General features: G+C 58.4%; 25 protein-coding genes. 12 read left to right on the forward strand and 13 right to left on the reverse strand.

Going from position 1 to position 24,810, the window contains the following annotated elements; all coding sequences use genetic code 11:
• Positions 1 to 61: 61 nt before the first annotated feature.
• On the forward strand, positions 62 to 1,030 hold the full coding sequence (rfaD, locus tag GO988_RS16145) for an ADP-glyceromanno-heptose 6-epimerase (RefSeq protein ID WP_157567420.1): 969 nt from the start codon (positions 62 to 64) through the stop codon (positions 1,028 to 1,030).
• 40 nt (positions 1,031 to 1,070) lie between these two features.
• On the opposite strand, the gene GO988_RS16150 is transcribed toward rfaD, so the two are convergent.
• The 3 genes from GO988_RS16150 to rpmH form a co-directional block, all read right to left on the reverse strand.
• Positions 1,071 to 2,765 (reverse strand): S41 family peptidase, encoded by a 1,695-nt coding sequence (locus tag GO988_RS16150; RefSeq protein WP_157567422.1) that lies wholly within the window; start codon positions 2,763 to 2,765, stop codon positions 1,071 to 1,073.
• A gap of 128 nt (positions 2,766 to 2,893) precedes the next feature.
• A complete protein-coding gene (locus GO988_RS16155) occupies positions 2,894 to 3,370 on the reverse strand; it encodes a ribonuclease P protein component (RefSeq protein WP_157567424.1) in 477 nt (158 codons plus the stop codon).
• 50 nt (positions 3,371 to 3,420) lie between these two features.
• The gene (gene rpmH, locus GO988_RS16160) at positions 3,421 to 3,579 is read right to left on the reverse strand and encodes a 50S ribosomal protein L34 (RefSeq protein ID WP_068337113.1); all 159 of its coding nucleotides are present in this window, start codon (positions 3,577 to 3,579) and stop codon (positions 3,421 to 3,423) included.
• 181 nt (positions 3,580 to 3,760) lie between these two features.
• Between rpmH and GO988_RS16165 the strand changes: the two genes are divergently transcribed.
• On the forward strand, positions 3,761 to 5,497 hold the full coding sequence (locus GO988_RS16165; RefSeq protein WP_157567426.1) for a M61 family metallopeptidase: 1,737 nt from the start codon (positions 3,761 to 3,763) through the stop codon (positions 5,495 to 5,497).
• Here GO988_RS16165 and GO988_RS16170 read toward each other — a convergent pair.
• From GO988_RS16170 to GO988_RS16190, 5 genes are all read right to left on the reverse strand, one after another.
• Positions 5,494 to 6,093 carry a TlpA family protein disulfide reductase gene (locus GO988_RS16170; RefSeq protein WP_198172829.1) on the reverse strand — a complete coding sequence of 200 codons (600 nt, stop codon included), beginning with the start codon at positions 6,091 to 6,093 and terminating at the stop codon, positions 5,494 to 5,496. The two genes, GO988_RS16165 and GO988_RS16170, sit on opposite strands and share 4 nt — an antisense overlap.
• A gap of 137 nt (positions 6,094 to 6,230) precedes the next feature.
• Positions 6,231 to 7,088 carry an aquaporin Z gene (gene aqpZ, locus GO988_RS16175; RefSeq protein WP_157567428.1) on the reverse strand — a complete coding sequence of 286 codons (858 nt, stop codon included), beginning with the start codon at positions 7,086 to 7,088 and terminating at the stop codon, positions 6,231 to 6,233.
• Between the two features lie 110 nt (positions 7,089 to 7,198).
• Positions 7,199 to 7,645: a hypothetical protein gene (locus GO988_RS16180; protein ID WP_317164893.1), complete on the reverse strand. Its 447-nt coding sequence runs from the start codon at positions 7,643 to 7,645 to the stop codon at positions 7,199 to 7,201.
• Positions 7,646 to 7,799: 154 nt separating this feature from the next.
• Positions 7,800 to 8,501: a uracil phosphoribosyltransferase gene (gene upp / locus GO988_RS16185; protein ID WP_157567430.1), complete on the reverse strand. Its 702-nt coding sequence runs from the start codon at positions 8,499 to 8,501 to the stop codon at positions 7,800 to 7,802.
• Complete coding sequence (locus GO988_RS16190; RefSeq protein ID WP_157567433.1) at positions 8,486 to 9,430, reverse strand: GNAT family N-acetyltransferase; 945 nt, start codon at positions 9,428 to 9,430, stop codon at positions 8,486 to 8,488. The genes upp and GO988_RS16190 overlap by 16 nt, the downstream gene beginning before the upstream one ends.
• A 117-nt stretch (positions 9,431 to 9,547) precedes the next feature.
• On the opposite strand from GO988_RS16190, the gene GO988_RS16195 reads away from it, so the two are divergent.
• The 7 genes from GO988_RS16195 (at position 9,548) to GO988_RS16225 (ending at position 17,687) form a co-directional block, all read left to right on the forward strand.
• Positions 9,548 to 11,563 (forward strand): capsule assembly Wzi family protein, encoded by a 2,016-nt coding sequence (locus tag GO988_RS16195; RefSeq protein ID WP_157567436.1) that lies wholly within the window; start codon positions 9,548 to 9,550, stop codon positions 11,561 to 11,563.
• Between the two features lie 3 nt (positions 11,564 to 11,566).
• Positions 11,567 to 11,917: a hypothetical protein gene (locus GO988_RS16200; protein WP_157567438.1), complete on the forward strand. Its 351-nt coding sequence runs from the start codon at positions 11,567 to 11,569 to the stop codon at positions 11,915 to 11,917.
• Positions 11,918 to 11,938: 21 nt separating this feature from the next.
• Positions 11,939 to 13,783 carry an ABC transporter ATP-binding protein gene (locus GO988_RS16205; RefSeq protein ID WP_157567440.1) on the forward strand — a complete coding sequence of 615 codons (1,845 nt, stop codon included), beginning with the start codon at positions 11,939 to 11,941 and terminating at the stop codon, positions 13,781 to 13,783.
• A 107-nt stretch (positions 13,784 to 13,890) separates the two neighbouring features.
• Positions 13,891 to 14,319, forward strand: a complete 429-nt coding sequence (locus GO988_RS16210; RefSeq protein WP_157567442.1) for a hypothetical protein — start codon at positions 13,891 to 13,893, stop codon at positions 14,317 to 14,319.
• 9 nt (positions 14,320 to 14,328) lie between these two features.
• Positions 14,329 to 14,949: a D-sedoheptulose 7-phosphate isomerase gene (lpcA, locus tag GO988_RS16215; RefSeq protein ID WP_394351227.1), complete on the forward strand. Its 621-nt coding sequence runs from the start codon at positions 14,329 to 14,331 to the stop codon at positions 14,947 to 14,949.
• 141 nt (positions 14,950 to 15,090) lie between these two features.
• Positions 15,091 to 16,629, forward strand: a complete 1,539-nt coding sequence (locus GO988_RS16220) for a YifB family Mg chelatase-like AAA ATPase (protein WP_157567444.1) — start codon at positions 15,091 to 15,093, stop codon at positions 16,627 to 16,629.
• An 11-nt stretch (positions 16,630 to 16,640) separates the two neighbouring features.
• The gene (locus GO988_RS16225) at positions 16,641 to 17,687 is read left to right on the forward strand and encodes a quinone-dependent dihydroorotate dehydrogenase (protein WP_317164922.1); all 1,047 of its coding nucleotides are present in this window, start codon (positions 16,641 to 16,643) and stop codon (positions 17,685 to 17,687) included.
• On the opposite strand, the gene GO988_RS16230 is transcribed toward GO988_RS16225, so the two are convergent.
• Both GO988_RS16230 and GO988_RS16235 read right to left on the reverse strand, forming a co-directional pair.
• Positions 17,684 to 18,394 carry a DUF2306 domain-containing protein gene (locus GO988_RS16230; RefSeq protein ID WP_157567448.1) on the reverse strand — a complete coding sequence of 237 codons (711 nt, stop codon included), beginning with the start codon at positions 18,392 to 18,394 and terminating at the stop codon, positions 17,684 to 17,686. The two genes, GO988_RS16225 and GO988_RS16230, sit on opposite strands and share 4 nt — an antisense overlap.
• A gap of 123 nt (positions 18,395 to 18,517) precedes the next feature.
• Entirely contained in the window at positions 18,518 to 19,645 is a 1,128-nt protein-coding gene (locus tag GO988_RS16235; RefSeq protein ID WP_198172831.1) for an acyloxyacyl hydrolase, read from the reverse strand.
• Between the two features lie 250 nt (positions 19,646 to 19,895).
• Here GO988_RS16235 and GO988_RS16240 point away from each other — a divergent pair, with 250 nt between their 5' ends.
• The 3 genes from GO988_RS16240 to GO988_RS16250 all read left to right on the forward strand — a co-directional run bounded on the left by GO988_RS16240 (position 19,896) and on the right by GO988_RS16250 (position 22,042).
• Positions 19,896 to 20,573, forward strand: a complete 678-nt coding sequence (locus tag GO988_RS16240; protein ID WP_157567452.1) for a porin family protein — start codon at positions 19,896 to 19,898, stop codon at positions 20,571 to 20,573.
• A 130-nt stretch (positions 20,574 to 20,703) separates the two neighbouring features.
• Entirely contained in the window at positions 20,704 to 21,300 is a 597-nt protein-coding gene (locus GO988_RS16245; protein WP_157567454.1) for a porin family protein, read from the forward strand.
• A 118-nt stretch (positions 21,301 to 21,418) separates the two neighbouring features.
• On the forward strand, positions 21,419 to 22,042 hold the full coding sequence (locus tag GO988_RS16250) for a porin family protein (RefSeq protein ID WP_157567456.1): 624 nt from the start codon (positions 21,419 to 21,421) through the stop codon (positions 22,040 to 22,042).
• An 89-nt stretch (positions 22,043 to 22,131) separates the two neighbouring features.
• Here the strand turns inward: GO988_RS16250 and GO988_RS16255 are convergent, their stop codons facing one another.
• The 3 genes from GO988_RS16255 to plsY all read right to left on the reverse strand — a co-directional run bounded on the left by GO988_RS16255 (position 22,132) and on the right by plsY (position 24,799).
• The gene (locus GO988_RS16255) at positions 22,132 to 23,502 is read right to left on the reverse strand and encodes a dipeptidase (RefSeq protein WP_157567458.1); all 1,371 of its coding nucleotides are present in this window, start codon (positions 23,500 to 23,502) and stop codon (positions 22,132 to 22,134) included.
• A gap of 63 nt (positions 23,503 to 23,565) precedes the next feature.
• Positions 23,566 to 24,132 carry a GNAT family N-acetyltransferase gene (locus GO988_RS16260; RefSeq protein ID WP_157567460.1) on the reverse strand — a complete coding sequence of 189 codons (567 nt, stop codon included), beginning with the start codon at positions 24,130 to 24,132 and terminating at the stop codon, positions 23,566 to 23,568.
• 28 nt (positions 24,133 to 24,160) lie between these two features.
• Positions 24,161 to 24,799 carry a glycerol-3-phosphate 1-O-acyltransferase PlsY gene (gene plsY, locus GO988_RS16265; RefSeq protein WP_157567462.1) on the reverse strand — a complete coding sequence of 213 codons (639 nt, stop codon included), beginning with the start codon at positions 24,797 to 24,799 and terminating at the stop codon, positions 24,161 to 24,163.
• Positions 24,800 to 24,810 lie beyond the last annotated feature (11 nt).

Genomic DNA, 24,810 nt, shown 5'->3' on the forward strand with positions numbered 1-24,810 from the left:
GGTAGTCGGCGGCTTGGGGCACGGGTAGCAGCGCTACCTTTAGGGCCAAATTCTTCTTAATATGATAGTCGTAACCGGTGCCGCCGGCTTCATCGCCAGCTGCTTAGTATCTCGCCTCAACGCTGCCAATTTCAACGACATCGTGGTGGTTGACAATTTCGCCGTCGAAAAAAAGCTTCCCAATATCCGGGGTAAAAAGCTGCGCGAATACGTGGACCGCGAAGCGTTTTTCGACTGGCTCGACGCCCATCACGAGCAGGTAGAATTCATTTTTCACCTTGGGGCCCGCACCGATACAACCGAGCAAGACCCCGCTATCTTCGACTTGCTTAACCTCAACTATAGCAAGCAGATGTGGCAGGCATGCGTGCGCTACCAGCTGCCGCTGGTGTATGCCAGCAGCGGCGCCACCTACGGCGATGGCCGCCTCGGCTATTCCGACCAGGACGACGCCCTCCCCTACCAACTGCGGCCGCTCAATCCCTACGGCGACTCCAAAAACGACTTTGACCAGTGGGCGCTGGCGCAGCCTGAAAAGCCCTACTTCTGGGCCGGGCTGAAGTTTTTCAACGTCTACGGTCCCAACGAGTACCACAAGGGCCGCATGGCGTCCGTCATCCTGCACGCCTTCCGGCAAATTAAGGAAAACGGCAGCATGCAGCTATTCCGCTCGCACAACCCGGAGTACGTTGACGGCGGCCAAATGCGCGATTTCGTTTACGTGAAGGACGTGGTAGAAGTGTGCTATTTCCTGCTCAACCACCGCACGCACTCCGGCCTCTACAACCTCGGCACCGGCCAGGCCCGCACTTTTATGGACTTGGCTCTCAATACCTTCGCGGCAATGGGCCAACCAGCTGACATTCGCTTCCGCGACACGCCCGAGGACATCCGCGATACTTACCAGTACTTCACCGAGGCCGACATGCACAAGTTGCGCAGCATCGGCTACGACCGACCGTTTGCGTCGCTCGAAGAGGGCATTCGCGATTATGTGCAGGGCTATTTAGTGGAAGGCACTTATTACTAAGGAAATAAAAAAAGAGGCGTCATAATAGACGCCTCTTTTTTTATTTCGTTCCTGCCGACTTAGTAGCACTGGCCGCCCTACCCCCTGGCTTCAGCAGCGCCGCGTACCGATTAGGGTCATTCAGCACAGCGATGGCCGCCTGGATATTGGGGTCATTGCCAAAGCCAGCTTCGGTGCGGCCCTTCTCGTAGTAGTAGCGCGAGGCAATTTCTTCTTGCAGCAGTTCCCGTATTTCGGGTTTAAAGCGCTGCAAGTCATTGGTTTTGTTGGCGGCTACTTTGCGCTTGATAGCGTCTAGCTCCAGCTTCACGTCGTCATAATGCTTGTCTTCGCGCACCTTTTTGGTGAGGTCGGTTAGCGAGCGCTCGGCATCGGTGCTATACGTGATAGTTTTACCTTGTAGGTAGGTCACAAACTTCTGGTAATCAGCATCCGAAAGCTTAAAGTCGCGGGCCGGCGCAATGGTTGCGTGCTCGGCCCGGTAGCGCGTAGCGTAGTCGAACAGGTAGCTTTTTTGGATAAGTACGCGGGTAATGTCCGCGATTTCGCGGTCCTGCACGTCGATATCGGGGGCTACACCGCCGCCATCGTACACTACGCGACCGGCCTGCGTTTTGAAGGCCGTGCGCAGCGAATCGGGAAACTTAGTGAGGGCACCATCTTCGCCACGGTGCGAATAATCGATTTCCTGAATGCAGCGGCCACTAGGAATGTAGTACTTCGCGGTCGTCACCTTGAGTTGCGAGTTGTAGCTCAGGGGGCGGGTAGCCTGCACTAGGCCTTTGCCAAAGGTGCGCTCACCTACCAATACGGCCCGGTCGTAGTCTTGCAGTACGCCCGACACAATTTCGGAAGCCGAGGCCGAGCGATTGGAGGTGATGATGGCAATGGGCATCTGCGTATCTAGGGGTAGGTCGAGCGCCTTATAGGTCTTATTCCACTCGGTTACCTTGCCCTTGGTACTGACCACATCCAACCCTTTGTCTACGAACAGGTTGGAAATATTAACAGCTTCGTTCAGCAACCCGCCTGGGTTATCGCGAATGTCGAAAACCAGTTTCTTAGCGCCTTTTTCCTTCAGCTTAATCACCGCGTTGCGCACCTCGCGGCCAGCATCGACGGTAAAGCTCGAAAGCTGAAAATAGCCGATGTCACCCGTGAGCATGCCGTAGTAAGGCACGTTGTCAACCTGAATTTTATCGCGGGTGATGGCTACTTCCACTGGCTTGTCTTGGCCGTAGCGCGTCACGATAAGCTTCACCTGCGAGTTGGCTTGGCCTTTTAGCAGCTTGCTGATGTCGGCGTTGCTCTTCTTTTCGAGGTTGATGTTGTTGATAGTTAGAATCTCATCGCCGGGCAGCAGGCCGGCTTTCTGAGCTGGGTAGCCTTCGTAAGCGCTCTGCACCACCGTTTTACCGTTGCGCTTCACCACTACGGCCCCGATGCCGCCGTACTGCCCGGTAGTGAGGGTGCGGAAATCCTCGATATCATCCTCGGGGATGTAGTTGGTGTAGGGGTCCAGCGACTTCAACATGCCGTCGATGCCGGTTTTCACCAGCTTGCCAGGCGTTATCTCATCCACGTAATATGTGTTCACCTCCTTAAATAAGGTGGCAAAAATGTCGAGGTTTTTGGCGATTTCGAAGTACCGCTCGTTGTCGGAGGCGGCCCGAAAACTAACCAGGCCTAAGGTACCGAGGGCCAACGTGGTGAGAATTTTTTTGCGGGTAGTCATCGGCTGGGTAATGCAGAAAGAAGAATGGTAAATGCGTAATTGGCTTCTGCACAAGCCGATTACGCATAGGGCAATCCTCATGCCGCGTCAGAAAAATGAAGCGGTTACTAATGTGAAGATAAGCGAAACTACGCCGTGGGTTGCACGGTAGCTTCGGCCAGCAAACGATTCAACCCGGAAATTAATTTTTTTTCTATCAGCGGCAGCTTACTTTTTTCTTTGCCGGTGTATAAAATACCCAATAGCGCCACCGGATGACCATTTTCGGCCTCCGTAAGGAGGTGCTTATTGAGGCGGTAAGCCTCGCGCAGCAGGCGCTTGAGCCGGTTGCGGTCGACGGCGCGCTTAAATGTGCGCTTGGGTACGCTCACCAGCACCTGCGGGGGGGTAGGGCCGAGAGCTGGGGCGGCTAGCCAAGTTAGGCGGAGGGGGTAAACGCCAAAAGAGGAACCCTGCTTGCTAAAAAGCTGCTCGATGAGCTTTTTGCGGCACAGGTGTTCCTCTTTCGGGAAGGTGTGGCGGCGGCCAATTGGCGCGGCCGAGGCACCCCTACCCCCGGCGTCGCCTCCGAGCGGAGGGGTGCCAGACGTACTGGGGTTATCCATTCTTCTACTTTATGCTGGCTCCGGGCGAGTAATCGCTAAGAGCCTGCTGGCTAGCGCTTGTGACGGCCTTCGTCGGATACGGTGAGGCGCTTGCGGCCTTTGGCACGGCGACGGGCGAGCACGTTGCGGCCGTTGGCAGTTTCCATACGGTTGCGGAAGCCGTGCTTGTTGCGACGCTTGCGCTGTGAAGGTTGGTAGGTACGTTTCATGACGAATCAAATTGCGAGTTGGGCCGGCAAAGGTACGAATTTCCCTTAAAAAACGCAAGTAGCTGAAAACATTAGCCGCGACGATGAGCCAACGGCTCCGTAAATGGCCAAAAGCTGGCTGATTTTTGCACTTGCCTCGTACTAAAAGGCCCAGCCCTACCTCTCGTTTTCGCGCCGACCTATGACTTATTACCACGTTTCGTTTGAGAACCCACTGACGTTTTACTTACAAATACAACTGATGGTGGAGGTACCAGCCGAGGCTACCGCGCCGCTGGGCTTGCAGCTGCCTGCTTGGCGGCCAGGACGCTACGAGCTGCAAAACTTCGCTCAGAAGATTCAGCACGTCGAGGTTAGCGATGCCGAAACGGACGAACCCCTACCCTACCGCAAAACCACCAAGGACCGCTGGGAGGTGGCCGGCGCGGCGGGCCGCAGCGTGCGCGTGCGCTATAATTTTTATGCCCACCAGATGGATGCCGGCGGCTCGTGGCTCGATGAAACGCAGCTGTACTTGAACCCCGTGCAGGCCCTCATGTACGCCGAGGGGCAGCAGGATGCGCCCTGCCAGCTCGCGCTGGCCCTACCCCCTAATTGGCGGCTGGCCTGCGGCCTGCCGCAGCTGGCGCCCAACGTGCTGCAAGCGGCCAATTTTGACCAGCTGGCCGATGCGCCGCTCATTGCTAGCCCCACTATTCAGCACGAGCAGTACGAGGCGGGCGGCGTGCCCTTCCATGTGTGGGCGCAGGGCGAGGAGGCACTGGTGAATTGGCCGCGGTTGCTGGCTGATTTTAAGGCATTTTCGGAAGAGCAGCTAGCGCTGTTTGGCGGCTTACCAGTGGCGGATTACCATTTTCTGAACCAGTTTTTGCCCTACAAGCACTACCACGGGGTAGAGCACCACAACTCGACGGTGGTTGTGCTAGGGCCAGCCGAACTGCTGATGCACGAGGCGCTCTACAAGGAGCTGCTGGGCGTGAGCTGCCACGAGCTGTTTCACACGTGGAACATCAAGGCGATTCGGCCGGCCGAGATGCAGCCTTATGACTATGCCCGTGAAAACTACTTCCGTACCTGCTACATCGCCGAAGGTATTACGACGTACTACGGCGAGTATTTATTGGCCCGCAGCCACGTGCGCACCCCGGCCCAATACTTTGAGGAGCTGAACCTGGTGCTGCGCAAGCACTACGACGATGCGGGCGGCCAGAACCTGTCATTGGCCGATGCCAGCATGGATTTGTGGCTCGACGGCTACAAGCCCGGCGTGCCCGACCGCAAGGTGTCGGTGTACCACAAGGGCGCCCTGGCGGCGCTGCTGCTCGACCTTACCATCCGGCAGCTGCACGGCCACACGCGCAGCCTCGACGACGTGCTGCGGCAGCTGTATGAGGAGTTTGGCAAAACCGGCCGCGGCTACACCGATGAGGACTACGCCCGCGTGGTGACCGAGGTGGCTGGGCGCAAGATGCAAGTCTATTTCAACAAATTCATCAACGGCACGGCTCCCTTGCAAGAGCCGCTCGATAAGGCCTTGCATACGGTGGGCTGCCAGCTGGTGGCGCACGAAAACGTGTCGGCTTCGGAAGGAATTTTTGGCTTTCGCACGGTGGTGAAAAACGAGCGCACCGAGATTACCTACATCTGGCCTAACTCGCCGGCTGCGGCCGTTTTCACAGCTGACGACGAAGTACTGGCCATCAACGGCCGCCGCGTCGATATGAACTTGCAGAGCCTGCTCAGCACCGAGGCCCCGCACTACGAGGTAGCCGTATTTCGCCAAAACCGGCTGGTAGTGGTAGACTTAGTGGCCCAGCCGGGGGTAGGGTTTGGGCCGCGCTACACGGTAGAAAAACTGGCCGAAGCCGACGACGCGCAACGCGCCGGCTTCCAGAAATGGCTGGGCTGGGAATTTTAGTCGTCGGCTAGTTTTTCGAGCGCGGCTCTGAACTCGGGCGTGTCGTAGTCGGCCATGCCGTCGTGGCGGTCGGCTAGCTGGCCATCGGGCGCAAGGATGACGGTAGACGGGATACTCGGCGAATCGAACGGCGCCGGCAACGGCGCCGCTGGGAAGAACACCGGCAGCGTGTAGCTCCGCCGTTTGAGCAGGGCCCGTGCCCGGCTAGGGTTTTCATCCAGCGAAATCAACACGAAGGCCACTTTCGCCGTGTCGGTTTTTTGGTAGAGCGCCTGCAAGCCCGGCATTTCGGCCAGGCAGGGCGGGCACCAGCTGGCCCACAGGTTCACAAGCACGACTTTGCCGCGGTAGCGGCTGAGGTTAGTCAGCTGCCCGCCCAGCGTGTACAGCGCCAGTGGGTGCAGGTAGGCGGCCCTGCCCGCCGCAATGGGGGGTAGGGCGGCGGGGCGCGTAGGCAAGTGCGGCCGCCACAGGCCGGTGCGCAGCAGCCCGCGCTGAATGGTGCTGAGCACTACGGGGCGCGCATCAGTAGCCATCACCACCACGAAGGCGGCCAGCAGCGAGCCTTCGAGTATATTTTTACGAGAAACGGCCATTGCAACGCAAAAATGCAGCAGCTAGCCCTTAGCTACACCAAGTGGCGGCTAAGAGCTAGCTGCTGCATACTTTTCTAGAACGAAGGGCGCTGGCTTTCGCCTGGCACCCGGCCTACCCCCGCCTTGGGGAGCAAGGCCTACAGCTCAGGTAGTGGGCGGCTCGATGTGACGTCGCCGATGGAGGTAGTCGCCTGCGAGATGCGCTGGCCTTGGGCAGCCACCGGCTCAAGGCCTTCGGCCCCGGTGAGGAAGCGGTAACTGAAGCCTGCTAGCGCGGCACCCACCAGCGGCGCCACCCAAAACAGCCACAGCTGCCCCAGCGCCAAGCCACCCACAAACAGCGCCGGCCCAGTAGAGCGCGCAGGGTTAACGGACGTATTGGTAACCGGAATGCTAATGAGGTGGATAAGCGTGAGCGCCAGGCCAATAGCCAGCGGCCCAAAGCCCTTGGCCGCCCGGCGGTCGGTAGCGCCCAGGATGATAAAGAGGAAGAGCATCGTCATGATAACTTCCGTAACAAGCGCCGCCGTGAGGCTGAAGTTGCCGGGCGAGCCGGCGCCATAGCCATTGGCCGCCAAGCCGTTGGTGGCTAAGCTGTAGGCGGGGTTGCCACTGGCAATGACGTAGAGCACGCCCGCTCCCACAATGCCGCCCACCACCTGGGCCCCGATGTAGGGCAGCACGTAGCGCGGCCCCTGGCGCCCGGCCAGCCACAAGCCCACCGTCACGGCGGGGTTGAAGTGCCCGCCCGAAATGTGGCCGAATGCAAATGCCATGCTCAGCACCGTGAGGCCAAACGCCAGCGACACGCCCAGCAACCCAATGCCCACGTGCGGAAAAGCCGCCGCCAGCACTGCACTGCCGCAGCCGCCCAGCACCAGCCAAAAAGTACCCAAAAATTCTACCCCCAGCCGCTGCCCCAGGGTAGGCGGCACAAAGCCCAGAAGCTCTTCCGTTAGCGAGTTATTAGTGTCAGTAGCAGTAGTATTATCCATATGCAAAAAAGGCGTATAAGCGGAAACCAAAATCGGCTTCTGCTTATACGCCCATGCGTTAGAAAAGGCATTTCCTACTTGATTTATTTAATGTACGGCGCTAGTGCCCCCTAATGGTGCAGAAAATGCCCAATACGCGAACTGGCCAGCGTGAGTACGCCGCCCCACAGCACGGCACTCCAGAGCATGTGCAGCAAAATGCGCTGGCGCGGCACGCCCAGCAGCGTGGCAATGACGGTGCCGCCGATGGGCGAGAGCAGCACGGGCGTCAGAAACGCGATGCCGCCCATCCCAAACCGGCGAAACACCTTGATAATGTTGCGCGAGCGCTTCGAGAATACCGGCGCCCGCCGCAGCCGGCGCTGCTGCTGGCGGTGGCGCACCCAGGCCCGCCCCACGCCCGAAAACACGAATACGCTCGTCATCATGCCCGCCACTGTGAGCAGCAGCGTGGGCCAGAAGCCCATGCCCATGCTGCTACCAGCTAGCGGGCCGCCCAGAAACTTGACGGTACTGAGCAGAAAAACCGAAGCGCACTTGGCGACTGGGTGAAGCACTAGAAATGGTTGAGGTAATGACTACCGGAAACGCCCGGCCCTACTCGGCAAAAATACCCGCTTCCGGCGAAGCTAGTTCCCTACCCCCGCCGCGTATGCTGGCCTGCTCAAGCTAAAATAGCAGGCAGGCCACTACCGTGCCGAACTTGAGCAGCTACAATTTACTGCCAAAAGCCAGGTCGCCGGCATCGCCTAGGCCGGGCACAATGTAGGCGTGCTCGTTGAGCTTTTCATCGACGGCGGCAATCCAGAGCGTGGCTTCCGGAATTTCGCGCATCACGTAGGCTACCCCCTCGGGCGAGGCAATGACGGCCGCAATGTGCACTTGGCGCGGGGTGCCGAAGCGCAGCATGGCCCGGTAGGTTTGCACCAGGCTCTTGCCGGTGGCCAGCATGGGGTCGGCCAGGATGAGCACGCGCTCGTCGAGGCGCGGAGCGGTGAGGTAGTCGAGCTGCACCTGCACTTGGGCCGTACCCTCGATGCGGTAGGCCGCCGCAAAAGCGCTCGGCGACTGGTCAAAATAATTTAAAAAACCCTGGTGGAAAGGCAGCCCGGCCCGCAGCACGGTGGCCAGCACCGGAAAATCGCGCAGCAGCTGGCTGGGCGCCTCGCCTAGCGGCGTGCGCACCACCTGCGGCGTATAGCTAAGCTGGGTGCTGATGCGGGTGGCAATAATTTCGCCTAAACGCTGAAGATTTACGCGAAAACGTAGGCTGTCTTGCTGAATTTCCACGTCGCGCAGCTCAGCCAAAAAATGATTCGCAATGCTGGGCTCGGCGCACACAATGTGCAGGCGCTCGGTGGGCTGCGACGCAGTAGCCGTGAAGGGTTCGGGCGAGTTTAGGGACGCATCCATTGTGTAAACCAGGGTTTTCGAGTGAAATTCAGGGCAGGGTAAGGCACAGGCCGCGCCCCGAAGTTCGCGAAGAAACGCCCAATGGCAGGCAGGCTACCCCCCTCAAAGTCGAGCACCTGGCCGGGCTGGCCGGCGTGGCGCCGCACTGCGGCATCTACCAGCAGCAGCGGCGCACCCGCCGCCCGCCCCGCCGCCGAAGCCGCCGCAAACAAGTATATCAGCCCTCCCGCGTGGCGCACAAACAGCGCCCCCGCCAGCAGCTCGCCACTGGCCGAGTGGCGCACCTGGTGCAGCTCGGCTACGCCACGGGCCTGGGCGGCAGCAGCCAGGCGGCGCAACGGTGCGTAGTGGCGCGGCTGCAAGCCGGTGTGCACCGGCCCACGGTACGCCAGAAAAAGTTGAATTACGGCTTCTACGTCGGCCCCTTCAGTTACTTGCAGGGGGTAGGGCAATTCCTGGTTTTTGCGCAGGCGGCGGCGGTAGTCGGCGGCGTAGCCTTGGTGCAGGGCGGCGTAGTCGGGGCCCAAGCCGAGGTGGTAGGTAAGGCGCTCGGTGGCCACAAAACCGGGGGGTAGGGCCGGCAGCTCGACACTCGGGGCCAGCTGCTGGTAGAAGCTAGTGCATTTCTTTTCGACCACCGCCAAGTAGTTGGCCAAGTTTTTATGTTGGCTGGCGGCCGTTAGCATCAGGCCCAGTTGCTGCGCAAATAGCGGCTGGTAGCCTACCCAGCCTTGTGGCCGCCACTTCAGCGGCAGCGGCAGCAGCGAGCGGTACTCGCCCCCAGGGCCCAGCTCCACTACGGCGCCCCAGCGGCCGGCCGTGGCTTGCAGCCACCAGGCGTGGGCGTAGGGCGGCGCGCCGGGACTGGCGGCCACGCAGGCATCCCAGCGGGCAAGGTCGAGGTGAGTAAAAGAGAGGAAACGCAACACGGCAGGCGGGGTGGCCCAGGCAGCGGGCCGGGCCCAAAGGTCGGGCCGGCGGCCGGCACGGCGGCCGCCGATGTAATTTTGTAGAGCCTGCCCCCGTTCGGGTAGTTTTTAAGTTTGATGAAATACTACCTACTTCCTTCTTTGCTGCTGCTGGCCGGCCGGGTGTCGGCCCAAACACCTACCCCACCCGCCACACCGCCCCAGCCCGGCTCGGCTAACTGGTACATTTTCAACCAGCCGCTGCCCGAAGAAAAAACTAAGGAGGAGAAAAAACAGCTCAAGGAAATACGGGAAGTAAAATCGGCCGAAACGAGTGCGCCGGCTGCGCCCGCGCCGGTGGCTGCGCCAGCTAGCCCGCCCGCCTCACCAGCAACGCCGGCGCTCCCTACCCCCCGCAGCCGGCGTGAGGCACGCAGCTACCAGTACCAGGGCGCGCTCTACGTGCCGCTCGACCCGAATACGTACCGGCTCATCGACCGCTACGCCATCAAGTACGGGCCCGATTCGCTGCAAGACCCGCACACCAGCGCCCGGCCCTACACCCGCGCTGCGGCCGCCCACCTCGGCGAGCGCCTGCTGGGCGGCGACAGCTTGCTGTACAGTCAGGGTTCGCTTTCGCGGGCCGACCGCTTCAATGCGCAGTACTTGCTGAAGGACAGCTGGATGTTTTCGGCCACCGGCGACAGCCTTAATGCGAGCCAGCGGCCGTTTCTGACGTATTTCTACCGCGACCAAACCGACCTTTACCACGTCGAAACCAAGGACTTTGTCTTTCGCCTCAACCCCGTGCTGCTGTTGCAGGGGGGTAAGGACAGCGGCGAGGGCAGCCTCAGCGGTCTGCGCTACGTGAACACGCGCGGCGCGAGCTTCGAGGGGCTGATTGACCAGCGCCTGGGCTTCTACGGCTTCTTTGCCGACAACCAGGAGGCAGTGCCCGGCTGGGTGCAGCAGCGCATGACGCGCGACAACCTATCCGGCGCGCCCGTGGCACCGCACGAGGGCTACACCAAGCCGTTTAAGACCAGCGGTACGGCCTACGATTTCTTCACAGCGCGCGGCGGCATCACGTTTGCGGCCACCAAGCACATCAATATTCAGTTTGCCCACGACCGCAATTTTATCGGCAACGGCTACCGCTCGCTGATTTTGTCGGACTACAGCGCGCCGTATTTCTTCCTTAAATTCAATACCCGCGTCTGGAAATTTAACTACCAGAATATCTTCGCCGAGCTTACGGCCCAGCGCGAAAACGCCGACCAGGTGTACCCGAAAAAGTACCTGGCGCTGCACCACCTGAGCTTCGACGTGACCAATAACTTCAACATTGGCGTGTTTGAGTCGGAAGTGTCGGGCGGACCGGGCCGCGGGCTCGAAATTCAGTACTTGAACCCCGTTATTTTTTACCGCGCCATCGAGCAGCAGGTGGGCTCGGCCGATAATGCGTTGCTGGGCCTCGATTTTAAGTGGAACATTCAGCACCGCGGCCAGCTCTATGGCCAGTTGGTGCTCGACGAGTTTAAGATAAAGGAAATCCTGGCCGGCAATGGCTGGTGGGCCAACAAGCAGGCCGTGCAGCTCGGCGGCAAGCTGCTCGACGTGGCCGGCGTGCGCAACCTCGACTTGCAGCTGGAGTTCAACTACATCCGCCCTTTCACCTACGAGCACGAGAACATTTACACCAGCTACCAGCACTATCAGCAGCCGCTGGCGCACCCCATGGGTGCCAACCTCACGGAGGTACTAGCCGTGGTTAGCTACCAGCCCCTACCCCGCCTCAACCTGGTGGCCAAAGGTTTTTACACCGTGCAAGGGGTTGATGCGCAGACGCCTAATGGCACGAATAACTACAGTGGCAGCAACGTACTGCTCTCGTATAACACCCGCCCTCTCGACGCTACGGGCCAGATGGTAGAGTATGGCTACCGCGTGGGCAGTGGCGACAAAAACCGCCTCTTCCACGCCGACTTCACAGCCTCGTACCAGCCGCGCCTGAACTTGTTTTTGGATGCTACCCTCATTGCCCGCCACCAGACCCTCGACCAGCCTACCTACTACGGCGCCGTGAGTGGCAACGAGGTATACGCCTCGCTGGCCCTGCGCTGGAACATCGCCCAGCGCTTGCACGAATTTTAAGTCATGCCCGAAACCACCTTTTTATATCGGCCAGTCAATCAGGCTGAGCTCGACCTGATTGCTGCCAGCGGCTACCACGATTTTCCGCCTCGGCTCCCTGAGCAGCCTATTTTCTACCCCGTGCTAAATGAGGAGTACGCCATCCAAATCAGTCGCGATTGGAATGTACCTTACTACGGCGTGGGCTATGTCGTGCGCTTTGCAGTTGACAACGAGTACTTAGCGCAATTCGCGATACAAAACGTAGGCGATGCCCAACACAACGAGTTGTGGGTGCCAGCCGAGCAGCTAGCCGAGTTTAACCACCATATCCGGGGGCTTATTGAAGTAACGGCCACCTTCCGTCGTCCTTAACTGCTCGTCTTCGGCTGTTCTATGAAAACCTACCTCCGCCTGCTGCGTTTTGCCCGGCCCTACGGCGACTTCGTGCCGCTGTACATCGTGTACGCAACGCTGGGCATCTTCTTCGGTATTGCCAATTTCACGCTAGTTATTCCGCTGCTGAATGTGCTGTTTGGCACTACCGATGCACACACGGCCGCGGCGCCGACTACGCTGCCGCATTTTTCACTGACCATCAAGTACATAGAGGAAGTTTTCAACTTCTACTTCAGCCAAATGATGGCCGCCAAGGGCAAGCAGGGCGCCCTGGCCTACGTGTGCGGCGTCATCATTGTATCGGTGTTTTTCAGCAACGTATTTCGCTACTTAGGCCAGAAACTGCTCACCAAAGTGCGGGCCCGTGTAGTGCAAAACCTGCGCGGCGCCCTCTACGACCGCATCATCGACCTGGAACTGGGCTACTTCTCTAACGAGCGCAAGGGCGACCTGATGTCGCGCCTCACCAACGACGTGCACGAGGTCGAAATTTCGGTGGTCAACACGCTCACGGCCGTGTTTAAGGAGCCGCTGACCATCATCGGCTTTTTCGTGATTCTGTTCACGATGTCGGCCAAGCTCACGATTTTTACGCTAATTCTACTGCCGCTTTCGGGTGGCATTATTGCCAGCGTGGCCAAGCGCCTGCGCCGCCAAGCCGCTCTGAGCCAGAGCACGTTGGGCTCGATGCTGTCGGTGATTGATGAAACGCTGGGGAGCATCCGAGTCATCAAAGGCTTTAATGCGCAAGCGTACATTCTCGGCAAATTTCGGGCGCAAAACGACGAGTACGCCCGTATTACCCAAACGATTGATAACACCCGCGACCTAGCCTCGCCCTTCTCCGAATTTGCGGGGGTAGCGGTGGTGGCGGGGCTGCTGTACTACGGCGGTTCGCTGGTGCTGAGCGGCCAGGCCGAGTTGGGCGCGTCTACGTTTATCACCTACATCATTCTGTTTTCACAGATTTTGGTACCGGCCAAGGCGCTATCGGGCGCGTTCAGCAATATTCAGCGCGGCCTAGTGGCCGGCGAGCGCGTGCTGCGCGTGATTGATACTGAGCCCACCATCCAGGACCGGCCCAATGCGGAAGCCCTACCCCCCTTCGAGCACCAGATTGAACTGCGCGATGTGAGCTTCAGCTACGGCGATTCGGCCGTGCTTTTCGACCTCAACCTGACCGTCAAAAAGGGGCAAACCGTAGCGCTCGTAGGCCCCAGCGGCGGCGGCAAAAGCACGCTGGCCGACTTGATACCCCGCTTCTACGACCCCTCGGCGGGCCAGCTGCTAATTGATGGCCACGACGTGCGCGCTTGCACCTTGCACTCGGTGCGCGCCCAGATGGGCATTGTTACTCAGGAGAGCATCCTGTTTAACGATACGATTTATAACAACATCAAATTCAACACCGAGGCCACGGAAGCGGAGGTCATTGAAGCCGCTAAAACGGCCAACGCCCACGACTTCATCATGCAGTCGGCCGACGGCTACCAAACTGTGATTGGCGACCGCGGCGGACGCCTTTCGGGCGGCCAGCGCCAGCGCCTGAGCATTGCCCGCGCCATTTTGCGCAATCCGCCCATTCTGATTCTCGACGAGGCTACGTCGGCCCTCGATACGGAGAGCGAAAAGCTGGTGCAGGAAGCCCTAACGCGCCTCATGGCCTCGCGTACGTCGCTCGTTATTGCGCACCGCCTGAGCACCGTGCGCCACGCCGACGAGATAATTGTGCTCCAGCACGGCCGCATTGTGGAGCGCGGTACCCACGACGAGCTACTGCGCCGCGACGGTGGCCTCTACCAACGCCTGAGCCAACTCCAAACCAATGCCGCGCTGGTTTAAAAGTAGCTCAGCCGGAGCCGTACGCCCGCTGTAGTCGGGCCCTGTGCGTGCCGAAGTAGCCCGTCGTTCTATATATCTTTCCTGCCCCAACCCATTTCCCTACCCCTATGCTAGCCCTCAAACGCGTCGTTACCGTGGCCGTGATGGTCTACTTGCTGCTAGCGCTCCTGTTTTTGCTGCTACCAGCCGTACGCACTACCGTCGCCGATTTAGGTTCGGGCACTTCGCCCACCGAAAACGAGCGCAATTTCTTCTACGTGTTGGCTTTTATTGGCGTGATTGTGATGGCCTTACAGCTAATCGTCGAAAACATCGACAGCAGCGTGCTGCGGCGCACCGTGAGCAAGCAAGACGGCAAGATCAACGAACTGAAAGCTACGCTCTACGACACGCATCAGCGGGTGGCCCCTACCCCCTTGGGCACGCCCACGGCTACACCAACGGGCCCGGCCGTAGCCTACCCCACGGCCGCCGAGGCAGCCGCCCGCGAGCAGCGCCAGCCCGAGGGCCCCCCGGCCACGCCGCCCTCTTTTTAGTTTTTGTTTGTGCCCGATTTAGCTGTGTCTGAAGCTCCTACCCCCACCCTTTTGCCTGGCCTCATTCTGGCCGAGCTCACCGAAGCCCGCACCGTTCTCGACCGCTTTCTGGCCGATGAAACCAACCTGGCCCGCATTGCCCAAGCCGCCGAGGTATTCGCTGGCAGCCTCAACAATAGCGGCAAAATTTTGACCTGCGGCAATGGCGGCAGCCTTTGCGATGCTCAGCATTTTGCCGAAGAATTATCAGGTCGCTACCGCCAAGACCGTCCCGCATTGGCGGCTATTGCTCTCACCGAAGCCTCGCACATGACCTGCGTGGCCAATGACTTCGGCTTCGAGTTCGTATTTAGCCGCTTTGTGGAGGCATTAGGCCGCCCCGGCGACGTGCTACTAGCCATCAGCACGAGCGGCAACTCGCCCAACATCCTGCGGGCCGCCACCGCTGCCAAAGCTGCCGGCATGCAAGTAGTAAGCCTCACCGGCAAGGACGGCGGCCAGCTAGCGGCCCTTAGCGACGTTGAAATTCGAGTACCGCACTTCGGCTTCGCCGACCGCATCCAAGAGGTTCATATCAAAGTCATTCATATTATTATTATGTTAATTGAAAGCCTAACTAAAAAGCACTAACAATCAAAATACTACCTCATTATCATTTTTTAATAGCCAATTTATAAAATAGGATATTACCGCTAAGTATCGGCTAGGCTGCCGCATGGGCCGCCTACAAAATCCGTGAAATCCGCTAAAATCCGCGTTAATCCGTGGTCTATGTTAACTAAAGTATTCGGCTCGGCCGTACAGGGTGTCAATGCCTATACTATTACTATTGAAGTACTTGTATCAGCCGGCACGAATTTCTACGTGGTGGGCCTGCCCGACAATGCCATCAAGGAAAGCCAGCAGCGCATTGAGGCGGCGCTGAAGTTGCTGGGCTACCGCATGCCGCGCACCAAAGTGGTAGTGAACATGGCCCCGGCCGACATTCGCAAGGAAGGTGCGGCCTACGATTTGCCCATTGCGATGGGCATCTTGCACGCCTCGCAGCAGCTTACTACGGAGCATTTAGGGGATTACATCATCATGGGCGAGCTGGCGCTCGATGGTATGTTGCGGCCCATCAAGGGCGTGCTGCCCATTGCCATTCAGGCGCGGAAGGAAGGGTTTAAAGGCATTATTTTGCCTAAGGAAAACGCACAGGAAGCCGCCATTGTCAATAACCTGGATGTCATTCCGGTAACGACGATGCAGCAAGCCATTGACTTCTTCGAGGGCAGGAAAACCATTGAGCCCGTGCGCATTGATACCCGCGAGATTTTCCAGCACACTGCCAACCAGTACGCTGCTGACTTTGCCGACGTGCAGGGGCAGGAGAACATTAAGCGGGCGCTGGAGATAGCGGCGGCTGGCGGCCATAATGTTATCATGATAGGACCGCCCGGCGCGGGCAAAACCATGCTGGCCAAGCGCCTACCAACCATCCTACCCCCCCTCAACATGCAGGAGGCGCTGGAAACCACCAAGATTCATTCGGTGGCGGGCAAGCTGGGTACTGGTCAGGGCCTGCTAAACCAGCGGCCTTTCCGGGCGCCGCACCACACCATTTCGGACGTGGCGCTGGTAGGCGGCGGTGGTAACCCGCAACCAGGTGAAATTTCGCTTTCGCACAACGGCGTGCTATTTCTGGACGAGCTGCCCGAGTTTAAGCGCACCGTGCTGGAAGTGATGCGCCAGCCGCTGGAAGAGCGGCGCGTCACCATCTCGCGGGCCAAAGTAAGCATCGACTTTCCGGCCAATTTTATGCTCATTGCCAGCATGAATCCTTGTCCGTGTGGCTATTACAACCACCCCGAAAAAGAATGCGTGTGCGGCCCCGGCGTGGTGCAAAAGTACCTCAACAAGGTATCGGGCCCGCTGCTCGACCGCATTGACCTGCACGTGGAGGTAACACCCGTTACCTTCGACCAGATGACGGAAACGCGCAAAGCCGAAACCAGCCACGATATTCAGCAACGCGTGAAAAAAGCCCGCGAAGTACAAACCAAACGCTTTACCGAACAAGCTGATATTCATTCCAATGCCATGATGCCTTCGCAAATGGTGAAGGATATTTGCCAGATTAGCGACGCCGGCCGCACGCTGCTCAAAACGGCCATGGAGCGCCTCGGTCTGAGCGCCCGCGCCTACGACCGTATTCTGAAAGTGGCTCGCACTATTGCCGACCTGGCAGATACGGAAGAAATCCAGATTCAGCATTTGGCCGAAGCTATTCAATACCGCTCGCTCGACCGCGAAGGCTGGGCTGGCTAAATTAACGCATGGTGTATAAGCAAGTTGTTAAGCCGCTGTTATTCAAACTCGACGCCGAGCGCGCCCATCACTTCGTTTTTGATAACTTGAAGCGCGCCAGCCGCTTGCCGGGTACGGCGGCGCTGCTGCGTGGCTTCTATAACTACCAGCACCCCAGCCTGGCCCGCGAGGTTTTCGGGCTCACGTTCCCAAACCCGGTGGGCCTGGCGGCGGGGTTTGACAAGAATGCGGCCCTCACGGATGAGCTGGCCGCGCTGGGGTTCGGCTTTGTCGAAATTGGAACCGTGACGCCCCGGCCGCAGCCGGGCAACCCTACCCCCCGCTTGTTTCGGCTGCCCGCCGATGAGGCGCTTATTAACCGCATGGGGTTTAATAATGACGGGGCGGCGGCCGTAGCGGCGCACCTGCGCCAGCGCCACAACCGGCAACTCATCATCGGCGGCAACATTGGCAAGAACAAGGACACGCCTAACGAGCAGGCCGGCGATGACTACGTGGCGGCCTTTGAGGCCCTGGCCGAGGTGGTCGATTATTTTGTGGTAAATGTGAGTTCACCCAACACGCCGGGCCTGCGCGAATTACAGGATAAGAAGCCACTTATTAAGCTCTTGCAGCAGGTGCAGGAACGAAACTTAGCGCGCCCTACCCCCCGTCCGCTGCTGCTCAAGATTGCGCCTGACCTCACCGATGCCCAGCTCGATGACATCCTCGAAATAGCCCGCGAAACCCGCCTAAGCGGCCTCGTGGCCACCAACACCACCATCGCCCGGCCCGAAACGCTGCGTACCCCTACCTCCACCGTGGCGGCCTACGGGGCGGGCGGCCTCAGCGGGCGGCCCCTGCGCGAGCGGGCCACGGCGGTTATTCGCTACCTGCACCAGCGCAGCCAGGGCGCGCTGCCCATTATCGGGGCGGGCGGCATTCACTCGGCGCACGATGCACTGGAAAAGCTAGCGGCTGGCGCGAGCCTGATTCAGCTTTACACCGGCTTTATTTATGAGGGACCGGGATTGGTAAAACAGATTAATAAGCAGGTGGCGCTAGCAGCCCAACCTTAGGCGGCGCTCCTGGCGGTAGGGGCCAGCCGCTCCGTTTTGGTACCAGTGGCGCCAACGTAGCGCCGCTGCGCCCACAGCATATAGGGCACTCCTATTATGCTAGGCCAGAGAAAATTCCAGGGCCAGGGAATAAAGTGCAAACTCGTAGCTGAGAACGCCGAAACGGCCGCGATGTAAGCGCCCATAAAGCCCGAAATGTGGTTGCGCAGCCACTGCCCCGGCCTTGGTGGTGTGCTGCGGAGGTAGCTCCAGAGCTGGGTGCCGGCTCGCACCACCCCAGCGGTGCCAAATACAATAGCTGGTACTACCTGGTGGCTGCTTCCATAGAACACGAAAAACCCAAACACCGGCAACCCTACCCCTGCCAACAACCAGTCGGCCAGCGTCGGCCGCTGGCCCTGGCCCAGCCGCTTGAGATAAAGTGCCCGGTAGCCAAAGATAGCCAGGTAGAGGCTGAACAAGCCCGTAAGCAGCAAGAATAATAGGGCAACTGAGCGGCCGGCTGGCAACGACACAAACAGCAGCTGCAACCCGGCCAGCAGCAGCGAGGTAATACCCGCCACTACCATCGCCCAGAAGAACACTTGGCCCCAACGCCGATGGGCTACCCCTCCCTTACGCACCGCCAGAGCCACAGGCGCGACAAAAAAGCCAATAAAGCCTGCCAGAATATGCAGGTAGCGCAGGTAGAGAAGCAGCGTAGCCATGGCCAAGGGGAAGTAGTACAGCCGAAAGGTCGCTAACTGCTTGCACGATAGCTACTGACAGTTGCCGAAACCGCCGGCAGTGCCCCCGAAGCCGCCAAATAGTGGCCCGAAGCCGCTGGCGCGCTAATACCCTGCCGACGCGGCGGCGAGCGACTGGGTTAGCCGCAGGCCCAGTTTAAACTCCACTACGTCGGCGGTGGCGCGGTGCGCCTTCAGGTCGATAGAGCCGAATAGCAGGTCGGTAAACTGGTATTTCAAGCCTAGGCGCTCGTAGTAAGCCGGGTTAGATTTGTAAGGGTTGTATACGTACACGCCGAGGTGCGTCACGAAGGCCAGACGCCCAAACAGCAGTTCGTGGCCCACAAAAACGCTGGCCTTTTTCACATCGGGCAGGTGGCCTTGGTCGCGGGCGGTATCGCGCAGCACGGCCACCAGCGAGCGGTCGTAGAAGCCCTCCACGCCAGCTAGCAAATTGCTTTTGCGATTGACGCGCCGGCCCGCCGCCAACGTCACCGACGCCACCGCGTAGTGCGCGGGGTCGCCACCGGTGCGCTGCTTCGAGCCCAGGCTCACGCTGGCATTGAGAAAATTTTGGCCGAGGTTGGCGGGCGCAGGCACTAGGCCGGGGGGTAGAGGCACATCGCGCCGCTGGTAGTAGTTGAGCCCAAGCAGCAGCGTGGGCAGGTTCACGCCAAAGTTGGGCTTGGCCGAGCCCCCGTTGGAATAGTGGTTGAGAGCCAGCGCCGCCAGCAAGCCCAGGTGCGGCGTGAGGGCTACGTCATATTCAAAGCGCATTTGCAGCGTGGCATTGAGTGCCGAGCTCACAAAGGTGTTTTTGCGGTTGGTTTGCAGGTCGTAAGGATTAGTAAAATACGCTAACCCTGTGCCCAAGCGAAAGCTAACATCTTGGCGAGCAGTGCGCACAATGGCCTTGCTGAGATACACTGAGGCCGCATAGCTCTTGCCTATCACGGGGTTATGGTAGTCGTAGTACACCAGCGCCAGCCCCATTTTGGGGTATTTATACCAGCTGTGCCAGGGCGCGGTGCCCGTGGTTTGGCGCTGCACGTTGAGCTCGAAACCCGTGGGGTGCGACGTTACTAGGTGGCTAACGGGCGGCGTGTGGTTAACAATAAAGCTACCCTGCGCATAAGCACCCCAAATAAATGGGGCCGCCGCGGGCCGCTGCACCGAGTCGCCCGGCACCGTTTGCTGGGCCTGCGCGGGCCGCCCTATCAAGAGCGCGCTCATCAAAAATGCGTAGCTAAGGCCGTGACCTTTACCACACTGCAGATTCCAGTCAGACCGGCGCATAAAAAGGCAAACAAACCAACGCCAAATCTACAGCGCGACTTGGTACCTCCCAAGTTCTTTTATTTAAAATCAAAATCTACTTGAAATGTAACCCTGCGACCTTTGGCCGTAGTATAAGGCCCATTCCTGGCTAGTTTCAGTCATTACTCTATCCCTGGCCGGGCTTAATTATATAACTTTTTCAGTCATGAAAAAAATCATTCTTTCTTTGGCGCTGCTCGCTGGCTTTGCCTCCGCAGCAAATGCTCAGACCGGTGTTAAATATGGTATTAAGGGCGGTTTCAACGGCGCTACTTTCTCCGGTACCGATTCGAAAGGCTCTGAATATAAGGCTGGCTTTGCCGCTGGTGTATTTGCCAACTTTGGCATCAGCGACCAATTCTCGATTCAGCCTGAAGTGTTGTTCTCGCAGAAAGGCGCTTCGGTTGACGACTTCCAAACGAGCACCCTCGGCACTGGCACCACCTTCAAAAGCACGCTTAGCTATATTGATGTGCCAATTTTGGCACGTATCAACACCGGCGACGCTGGCAAAGGCTTCTTCTTCGAAATCGGCCCACAAGGTAGCTTCGTAGTTGCAAACCGTGACTTCCTGCAGAAAAGCGGCAACAAAATCAACGAAAACACAACTACCTCGGACCTCAATAAAGTAGTTATCGGCTACGTAGGTGGTATCGGTTACCAAATCACGAGCGGCTTGAGCCTGGGCGTGCGCTACACCGGCGACTTCTCGCAAGTGTACAAAGACGGCGCTTCGACCACTCTAAAAGCTACCTCGCCCTCGGGCAGCTTCCTAGCTAGCAACCCCAACGTGCACAACTCGGTATTTCAATTCCAAGTTGGTTACGCTTTTGGTGGCAAATAAGCTAAGCAATTAATTCTCTGCTTTTCGAAAAGCCGACTTCCTCACGGGAGCCGGCTTTTTGCATATTTAAGCATTTTAGTATTTATCTTTGCACCCTCAATTTTAACCTCAACTATATTTTTTTCTGTAAATGAAAAAGGTTTTCTTATCAATCGGTCTCATCGCTGGTATTTCGTGCGCGGCACAAGCACAAGGCGTAAAATTTGGTGTAAAAGCCGGAGCTTCGCTCACCGATTTGACCAATGGTGATGGCAATGCTTATAAATTTGGATTTAACGGAGGCGTTTTGGCCAATTTTGGTTTTAACGACATGATTTCGATTCAGCCCGAAGTTCTATATTCTATGAAAGGAACTAAGAATAAGGACAATAGCGATAACCGCATCAATATGAACTATATTGATGTACCGGTATTGGTGAAAGTAGCTACTGGTGCTACTGGCCTATTTTTTGAAGCCGGCCCGCAAGTAGGCTTTTTAGCTTCGGCTAAATACAAGGTATCTGGGGCAGATTTTGACGTTAAAGACGCCTTCAAAAGTGTTGACTTTGGCTACGCTGCTGGCCTAGGCTTTCAGGTAGCTAGCGGCCCTATGGTTGGCTTGCGCTACAATGGTGGGTTTACCAATGTTGGTAAAGATGCTACTGTAAATGGCGTGAAAATAGAGAGCGGAAATGTTAAAAACAGCGCTTTCCAGCTTTACGTAGGCTACACATTTGGCGGTAAATAAGCAGCCCTACCCCCTGCTTTTAAGGCCGGCCCTCTTGTGAGGGCCGGCTTTTTTGTGGGCGGCGGGCCCGGCAAGTGCCGTAGCTTTGCTGCCTCCATCCTCTTTCCTACTCTTTCTAATGAAGAAAAATATCGTTATGCTAGCAGCGCTGGTGCTTGGCCTGAGCACAGCGGCCCAGGCGCAGTATCGGGGCCGCGGCGGCAACGTATCGCTGGGCGTGAAGGCCGGCGCTTCGCTCACCAACTTTGTGGGCAATGATGCGAAAGACGCATTCAATCGCGACTTTACTTACCGTTTTGGTTTCAATGCCGGCGTGTTTGCTAACATTGGTTTTGCCCGGTTATTCGCGTTTCAGCCAGAACTACTTTACTCGCAGAAGGGCGCCAAATTTGACGGCAGCAGCGACGCGGGATTCCGACTGCATTACATCGATGTGCCCCTGGCGTTCCACGTTAATACCGATGGCTTTTTCTTCGAGGCAGGGCCCCAAGTGGGCTTTTTGGTAGCGGCTAAGTCGCAGACAGGCAGCGTATCGGTAGATATAAAAGATGCTTACAAAACGGTTGATGTGGGCTATTTGGCGGGCCTAGGCTATCAGCTCAAGCACGGCCCCGGCGTGGGCCTGCGCTACAATGGCGAGTTCACCAACTTTCCAAAGTCGACCACCACTGGCAGCGTGACAGTGCAGCCGCGCGTACGGAACAGCACATTTCAACTCTACGTCACGTACTCCTTTAACTAAGGTCAAGTTGGCCTTTCGGCTCGTGCTTAGCCAAAAAGCCCCGGCTGCCAGTTGGCAGCCGGGGCTTTTTCGTGTTCCTACCCCCTGGCTTAGCGGGCAGCGGCGTACTCGCGGTAGAACTCGGGGATGGTTTCGATGCCTTTCAAAAAGTTAAATACGCCAAAGCTTTCGTTGGGCGAGTGAATAGCGTCGGAGTCGAGCCCGAAGCCGAGCAACACCGAATCGAGGCCCAGCTCGCTCTTAAACATGGCCACGATGGGGATGGAACCACCGCCGCGGGTGGGCACCGGCTTTTTGCCAAACGTGGTTTCGAGGGCTTTGGCGGCGGCGCGGTAAGCGGCCGAATTGGTGGGCGTAACCACGGGCTCGCCGCCGTGGTGGGGCGTTACTTTCACGGTGATGCCGGCCGGGGCAATGCTTTCAAAATGCTTTTGAAAGAGCGCCGTAATCTCGTCGCTGGTCTGGTGGGGTACCAGGCGCATCGATATTTTGGCGTAGGCCTTGCTGGCAATCACCGTTTTAGCCCCTTCGCCGGTGTAGCCGCCCCAAATACCGTTCACGTCGAGTGTGGGCCGGATGCTGGTGCGCTCGGGGGTAGAATAGCCCGCTTCGCCCACCGCGGCGGGCAGGCCAATGCTTTGTTCAAATTCCTCTTCTGAGAAGGGCGCTTGGGCCATTTCGGCGCGGTCGTCGGCGCTCAACTCATCCACGTTGTCGTAAAAACCAGGAATGGTGATGTGGCGGTTGGCGTCGTGCAAGCTGCTTATCATGTCGCAGAGCGCGTTGATGGGGTTCATCACGGCGCCGCCGTAGAGGCCGGAGTGCAGGTCGCGGTTGGGGCCCGTTACCTCTACTTCGTGGTAGCTGAGGCCGCGCAGGCCTACCTCGATGCTGGGCACATCGTTGGCCAGAATCCCGGTATCGGAGATGAGCATCACGTCGGCCTGGAGCTTCTCTTTGTTCGCCTTCACGAAGATGCTGAGGTTGTTGGAGCCAATCTCTTCTTCGCCTTCAAACATGAATTTGAGGTTGCAGGGAGCCCCTACCCCCCCGTCGCGCAGCATCATCTCGAGGGCTTTTACGTGCATATACACCTGGCCTTTATCGTCGCAGGCGCCGCGAGCGTAAATTTTTTCGTTTTTGATAACCGGCTCAAACGGCGGCGAAGTCCAGAGTTCGTAGGGGTCGGCGGGCTGTACATCGTAGTGGCCGTACACGAGCACCGTCGGCTTGTCGGGACCTGAGAAATACTCGCCGTACACAATAGGATTGCCAGCCGTGGGGCACAGCTCCACATTTTGCGCGCCGGCCTCTACTAACTTATCCAGCAGATAGTTAGCAGCCCGCAGCACGTCGCCGTGAAACTTTGGGTCGGCCGAAACGGACGGAATGCGGAGCCAGTCAATTAGCTCTTCCAGAAAGCGGTTTTGGTGCTGGGTAAGGTAAGTAGGTGCGGCCATATGAATGGAAAGGAATGCTTGACGCCGCAAAAGTAGGTTGCTCAACGGCAGCGCCCGAGCTCCCTACCCCACCGGGCGCGCGCGACGCGCAAATTCTTGCCGCGTGAGCCGGTACTGCCACAGGTCGTGGTACTGGCCGTCGCGCTTGGTGTGCTGCACTAGCTCGCCTTCCTTCACCATGCCATTCTTGCGCATTACTTGGCCCGAAGCTGGATTGCTAACAATGTGCGTAGCATATAACTTATTGAGCTTCAATTCCTCAAAACCAAAAGCCAATAGCGCTGCCAAGGCCTCGGTGGCCAAGCCTTTGCCCCAGTAGGAGCGCCCCAGCCAGTAGCCCACCTCGGCCCGGTCGAAGCGCGGCTCCAGCGTGAGGCCAATGCCGCCCACAAATTCGCCGCTGGCCTTTAGCTCCAGGGCAAATGCGTAGGCGCTTTGCTGCCGGTAGTTTTCCTGCGTCGTCGCTACCCAGCTTACGGCATCGGCCTCGCGGTACGGATGCGGAATGTTAAGTGTATTCCGGGCTACTTCATAATCGCCGGCCAGCGCTACGAGGCGCGGCACATCGGCCAGCGCGAAGGCGCGTAGCAGCAGGCGCGGAGTTTCGAGGTGGGGGTAGGCGTCAGGCATCGAGTGCGAATAGTAGTAGGCGAGCAGTTTATTTCTTCCCCCACAACGGCACGCGGCTTTCGGTGCCGGCCCGCAGGCGGCCAATATTGGCGCGGTGCGTGTACACCAGCATGGCTGCCAGCAGAAACCCGAACCATACCTGCAGGGGATTGGCGGGCCGAAAGGGGGGTAGGAGTTGCAGCAGCGCGAAGGCTAGCCCCGCCGTCATGCTAGACAGCGACACGTAGCGCGTGGTGCTCAGCACCGCCAGAAATACCAGCAGCGCCACGCCCACCGTAGCCGGCGCAATGGCCAGCATCATGCCCAGGATAGTGGCCACGCCCTTACCCCCCCGAAACTGCGCCAGCACCGGAAATATGTGCCCTACCACCGCCAGCACGCCGCAGGCCAACCGAAAATAGAATAGGTTTTCGGGCGCAATGACGCCTTGGCTCAGCAGCCAATTGGGCAGGAAATAAGCGGCCGCAAACCCCTTAAATGCATCAAACAATAGCACGAAGGTGCCCGCTTTTTTGCCCAGCACCCGGAAGGTATTGGTAGCACCCGCATTGCCCGACCCGTGCTCGCGGATGTCGGCGAGGTTGAAAAACCAGCGCCCTACCCACAGCGCCGTTGGAATGGAGCCGAGCAAATAAGCGCCAAGCAGCGCCAATAGAATAATAGCCATGGGGGCAAAAA

This window comes from Hymenobacter ginkgonis (genome assembly GCF_009755225.1).
GTDB classification, from domain to species: Bacteria; Bacteroidota; Bacteroidia; order Cytophagales; family Hymenobacteraceae; genus Hymenobacter; species Hymenobacter ginkgonis.

Excerpts from the sequence above, each read along its gene's own strand:
- rfaD (WP_157567420.1), top strand. The coding sequence starts at position 62 with ATGATAGTCGTAACCGGTGCCGCCGGCTTCATCGCCAGCTGCTTAGTA.
- GO988_RS16150 (WP_157567422.1), bottom strand. The coding sequence starts at position 2,765 with ATGACTACCCGCAAAAAAATTCTCACCACGTTGGCCCTCGGTACCTTA.
- GO988_RS16155 (WP_157567424.1), bottom strand. The coding sequence starts at position 3,370 with ATGGATAACCCCAGTACGTCTGGCACCCCTCCGCTCGGAGGCGACGCC.
- rpmH (WP_068337113.1), bottom strand. The coding sequence starts at position 3,579 with ATGAAACGTACCTACCAACCTTCACAGCGCAAGCGTCGCAACAAGCAC.
- GO988_RS16165 (WP_157567426.1), top strand. The coding sequence starts at position 3,761 with ATGACTTATTACCACGTTTCGTTTGAGAACCCACTGACGTTTTACTTA.
- GO988_RS16170 (WP_198172829.1), bottom strand. The coding sequence starts at position 6,093 with ATGGCCGTTTCTCGTAAAAATATACTCGAAGGCTCGCTGCTGGCCGCC.
- aqpZ (WP_157567428.1), bottom strand. The coding sequence starts at position 7,088 with ATGGATAATACTACTGCTACTGACACTAATAACTCGCTAACGGAAGAG.
- upp (WP_157567430.1), bottom strand. The coding sequence starts at position 8,501 with ATGGATGCGTCCCTAAACTCGCCCGAACCCTTCACGGCTACTGCGTCG.
- GO988_RS16195 (WP_157567436.1), top strand. The coding sequence starts at position 9,548 with ATGAAATACTACCTACTTCCTTCTTTGCTGCTGCTGGCCGGCCGGGTG.
- GO988_RS16200 (WP_157567438.1), top strand. The coding sequence starts at position 11,567 with ATGCCCGAAACCACCTTTTTATATCGGCCAGTCAATCAGGCTGAGCTC.
- GO988_RS16205 (WP_157567440.1), top strand. The coding sequence starts at position 11,939 with ATGAAAACCTACCTCCGCCTGCTGCGTTTTGCCCGGCCCTACGGCGAC.
- GO988_RS16210 (WP_157567442.1), top strand. The coding sequence starts at position 13,891 with ATGCTAGCCCTCAAACGCGTCGTTACCGTGGCCGTGATGGTCTACTTG.
- GO988_RS16220 (WP_157567444.1), top strand. The coding sequence starts at position 15,091 with ATGTTAACTAAAGTATTCGGCTCGGCCGTACAGGGTGTCAATGCCTAT.
- GO988_RS16230 (WP_157567448.1), bottom strand. The coding sequence starts at position 18,394 with ATGGCTACGCTGCTTCTCTACCTGCGCTACCTGCATATTCTGGCAGGC.
- GO988_RS16235 (WP_198172831.1), bottom strand. The coding sequence starts at position 19,645 with ATGAGCGCGCTCTTGATAGGGCGGCCCGCGCAGGCCCAGCAAACGGTG.
- GO988_RS16240 (WP_157567452.1), top strand. The coding sequence starts at position 19,896 with ATGAAAAAAATCATTCTTTCTTTGGCGCTGCTCGCTGGCTTTGCCTCC.
- GO988_RS16245 (WP_157567454.1), top strand. The coding sequence starts at position 20,704 with ATGAAAAAGGTTTTCTTATCAATCGGTCTCATCGCTGGTATTTCGTGC.
- GO988_RS16250 (WP_157567456.1), top strand. The coding sequence starts at position 21,419 with ATGAAGAAAAATATCGTTATGCTAGCAGCGCTGGTGCTTGGCCTGAGC.
- GO988_RS16255 (WP_157567458.1), bottom strand. The coding sequence starts at position 23,502 with ATGGCCGCACCTACTTACCTTACCCAGCACCAAAACCGCTTTCTGGAA.
- GO988_RS16260 (WP_157567460.1), bottom strand. The coding sequence starts at position 24,132 with ATGCCTGACGCCTACCCCCACCTCGAAACTCCGCGCCTGCTGCTACGC.
- plsY (WP_157567462.1), bottom strand. The coding sequence starts at position 24,799 with ATGGCTATTATTCTATTGGCGCTGCTTGGCGCTTATTTGCTCGGCTCC.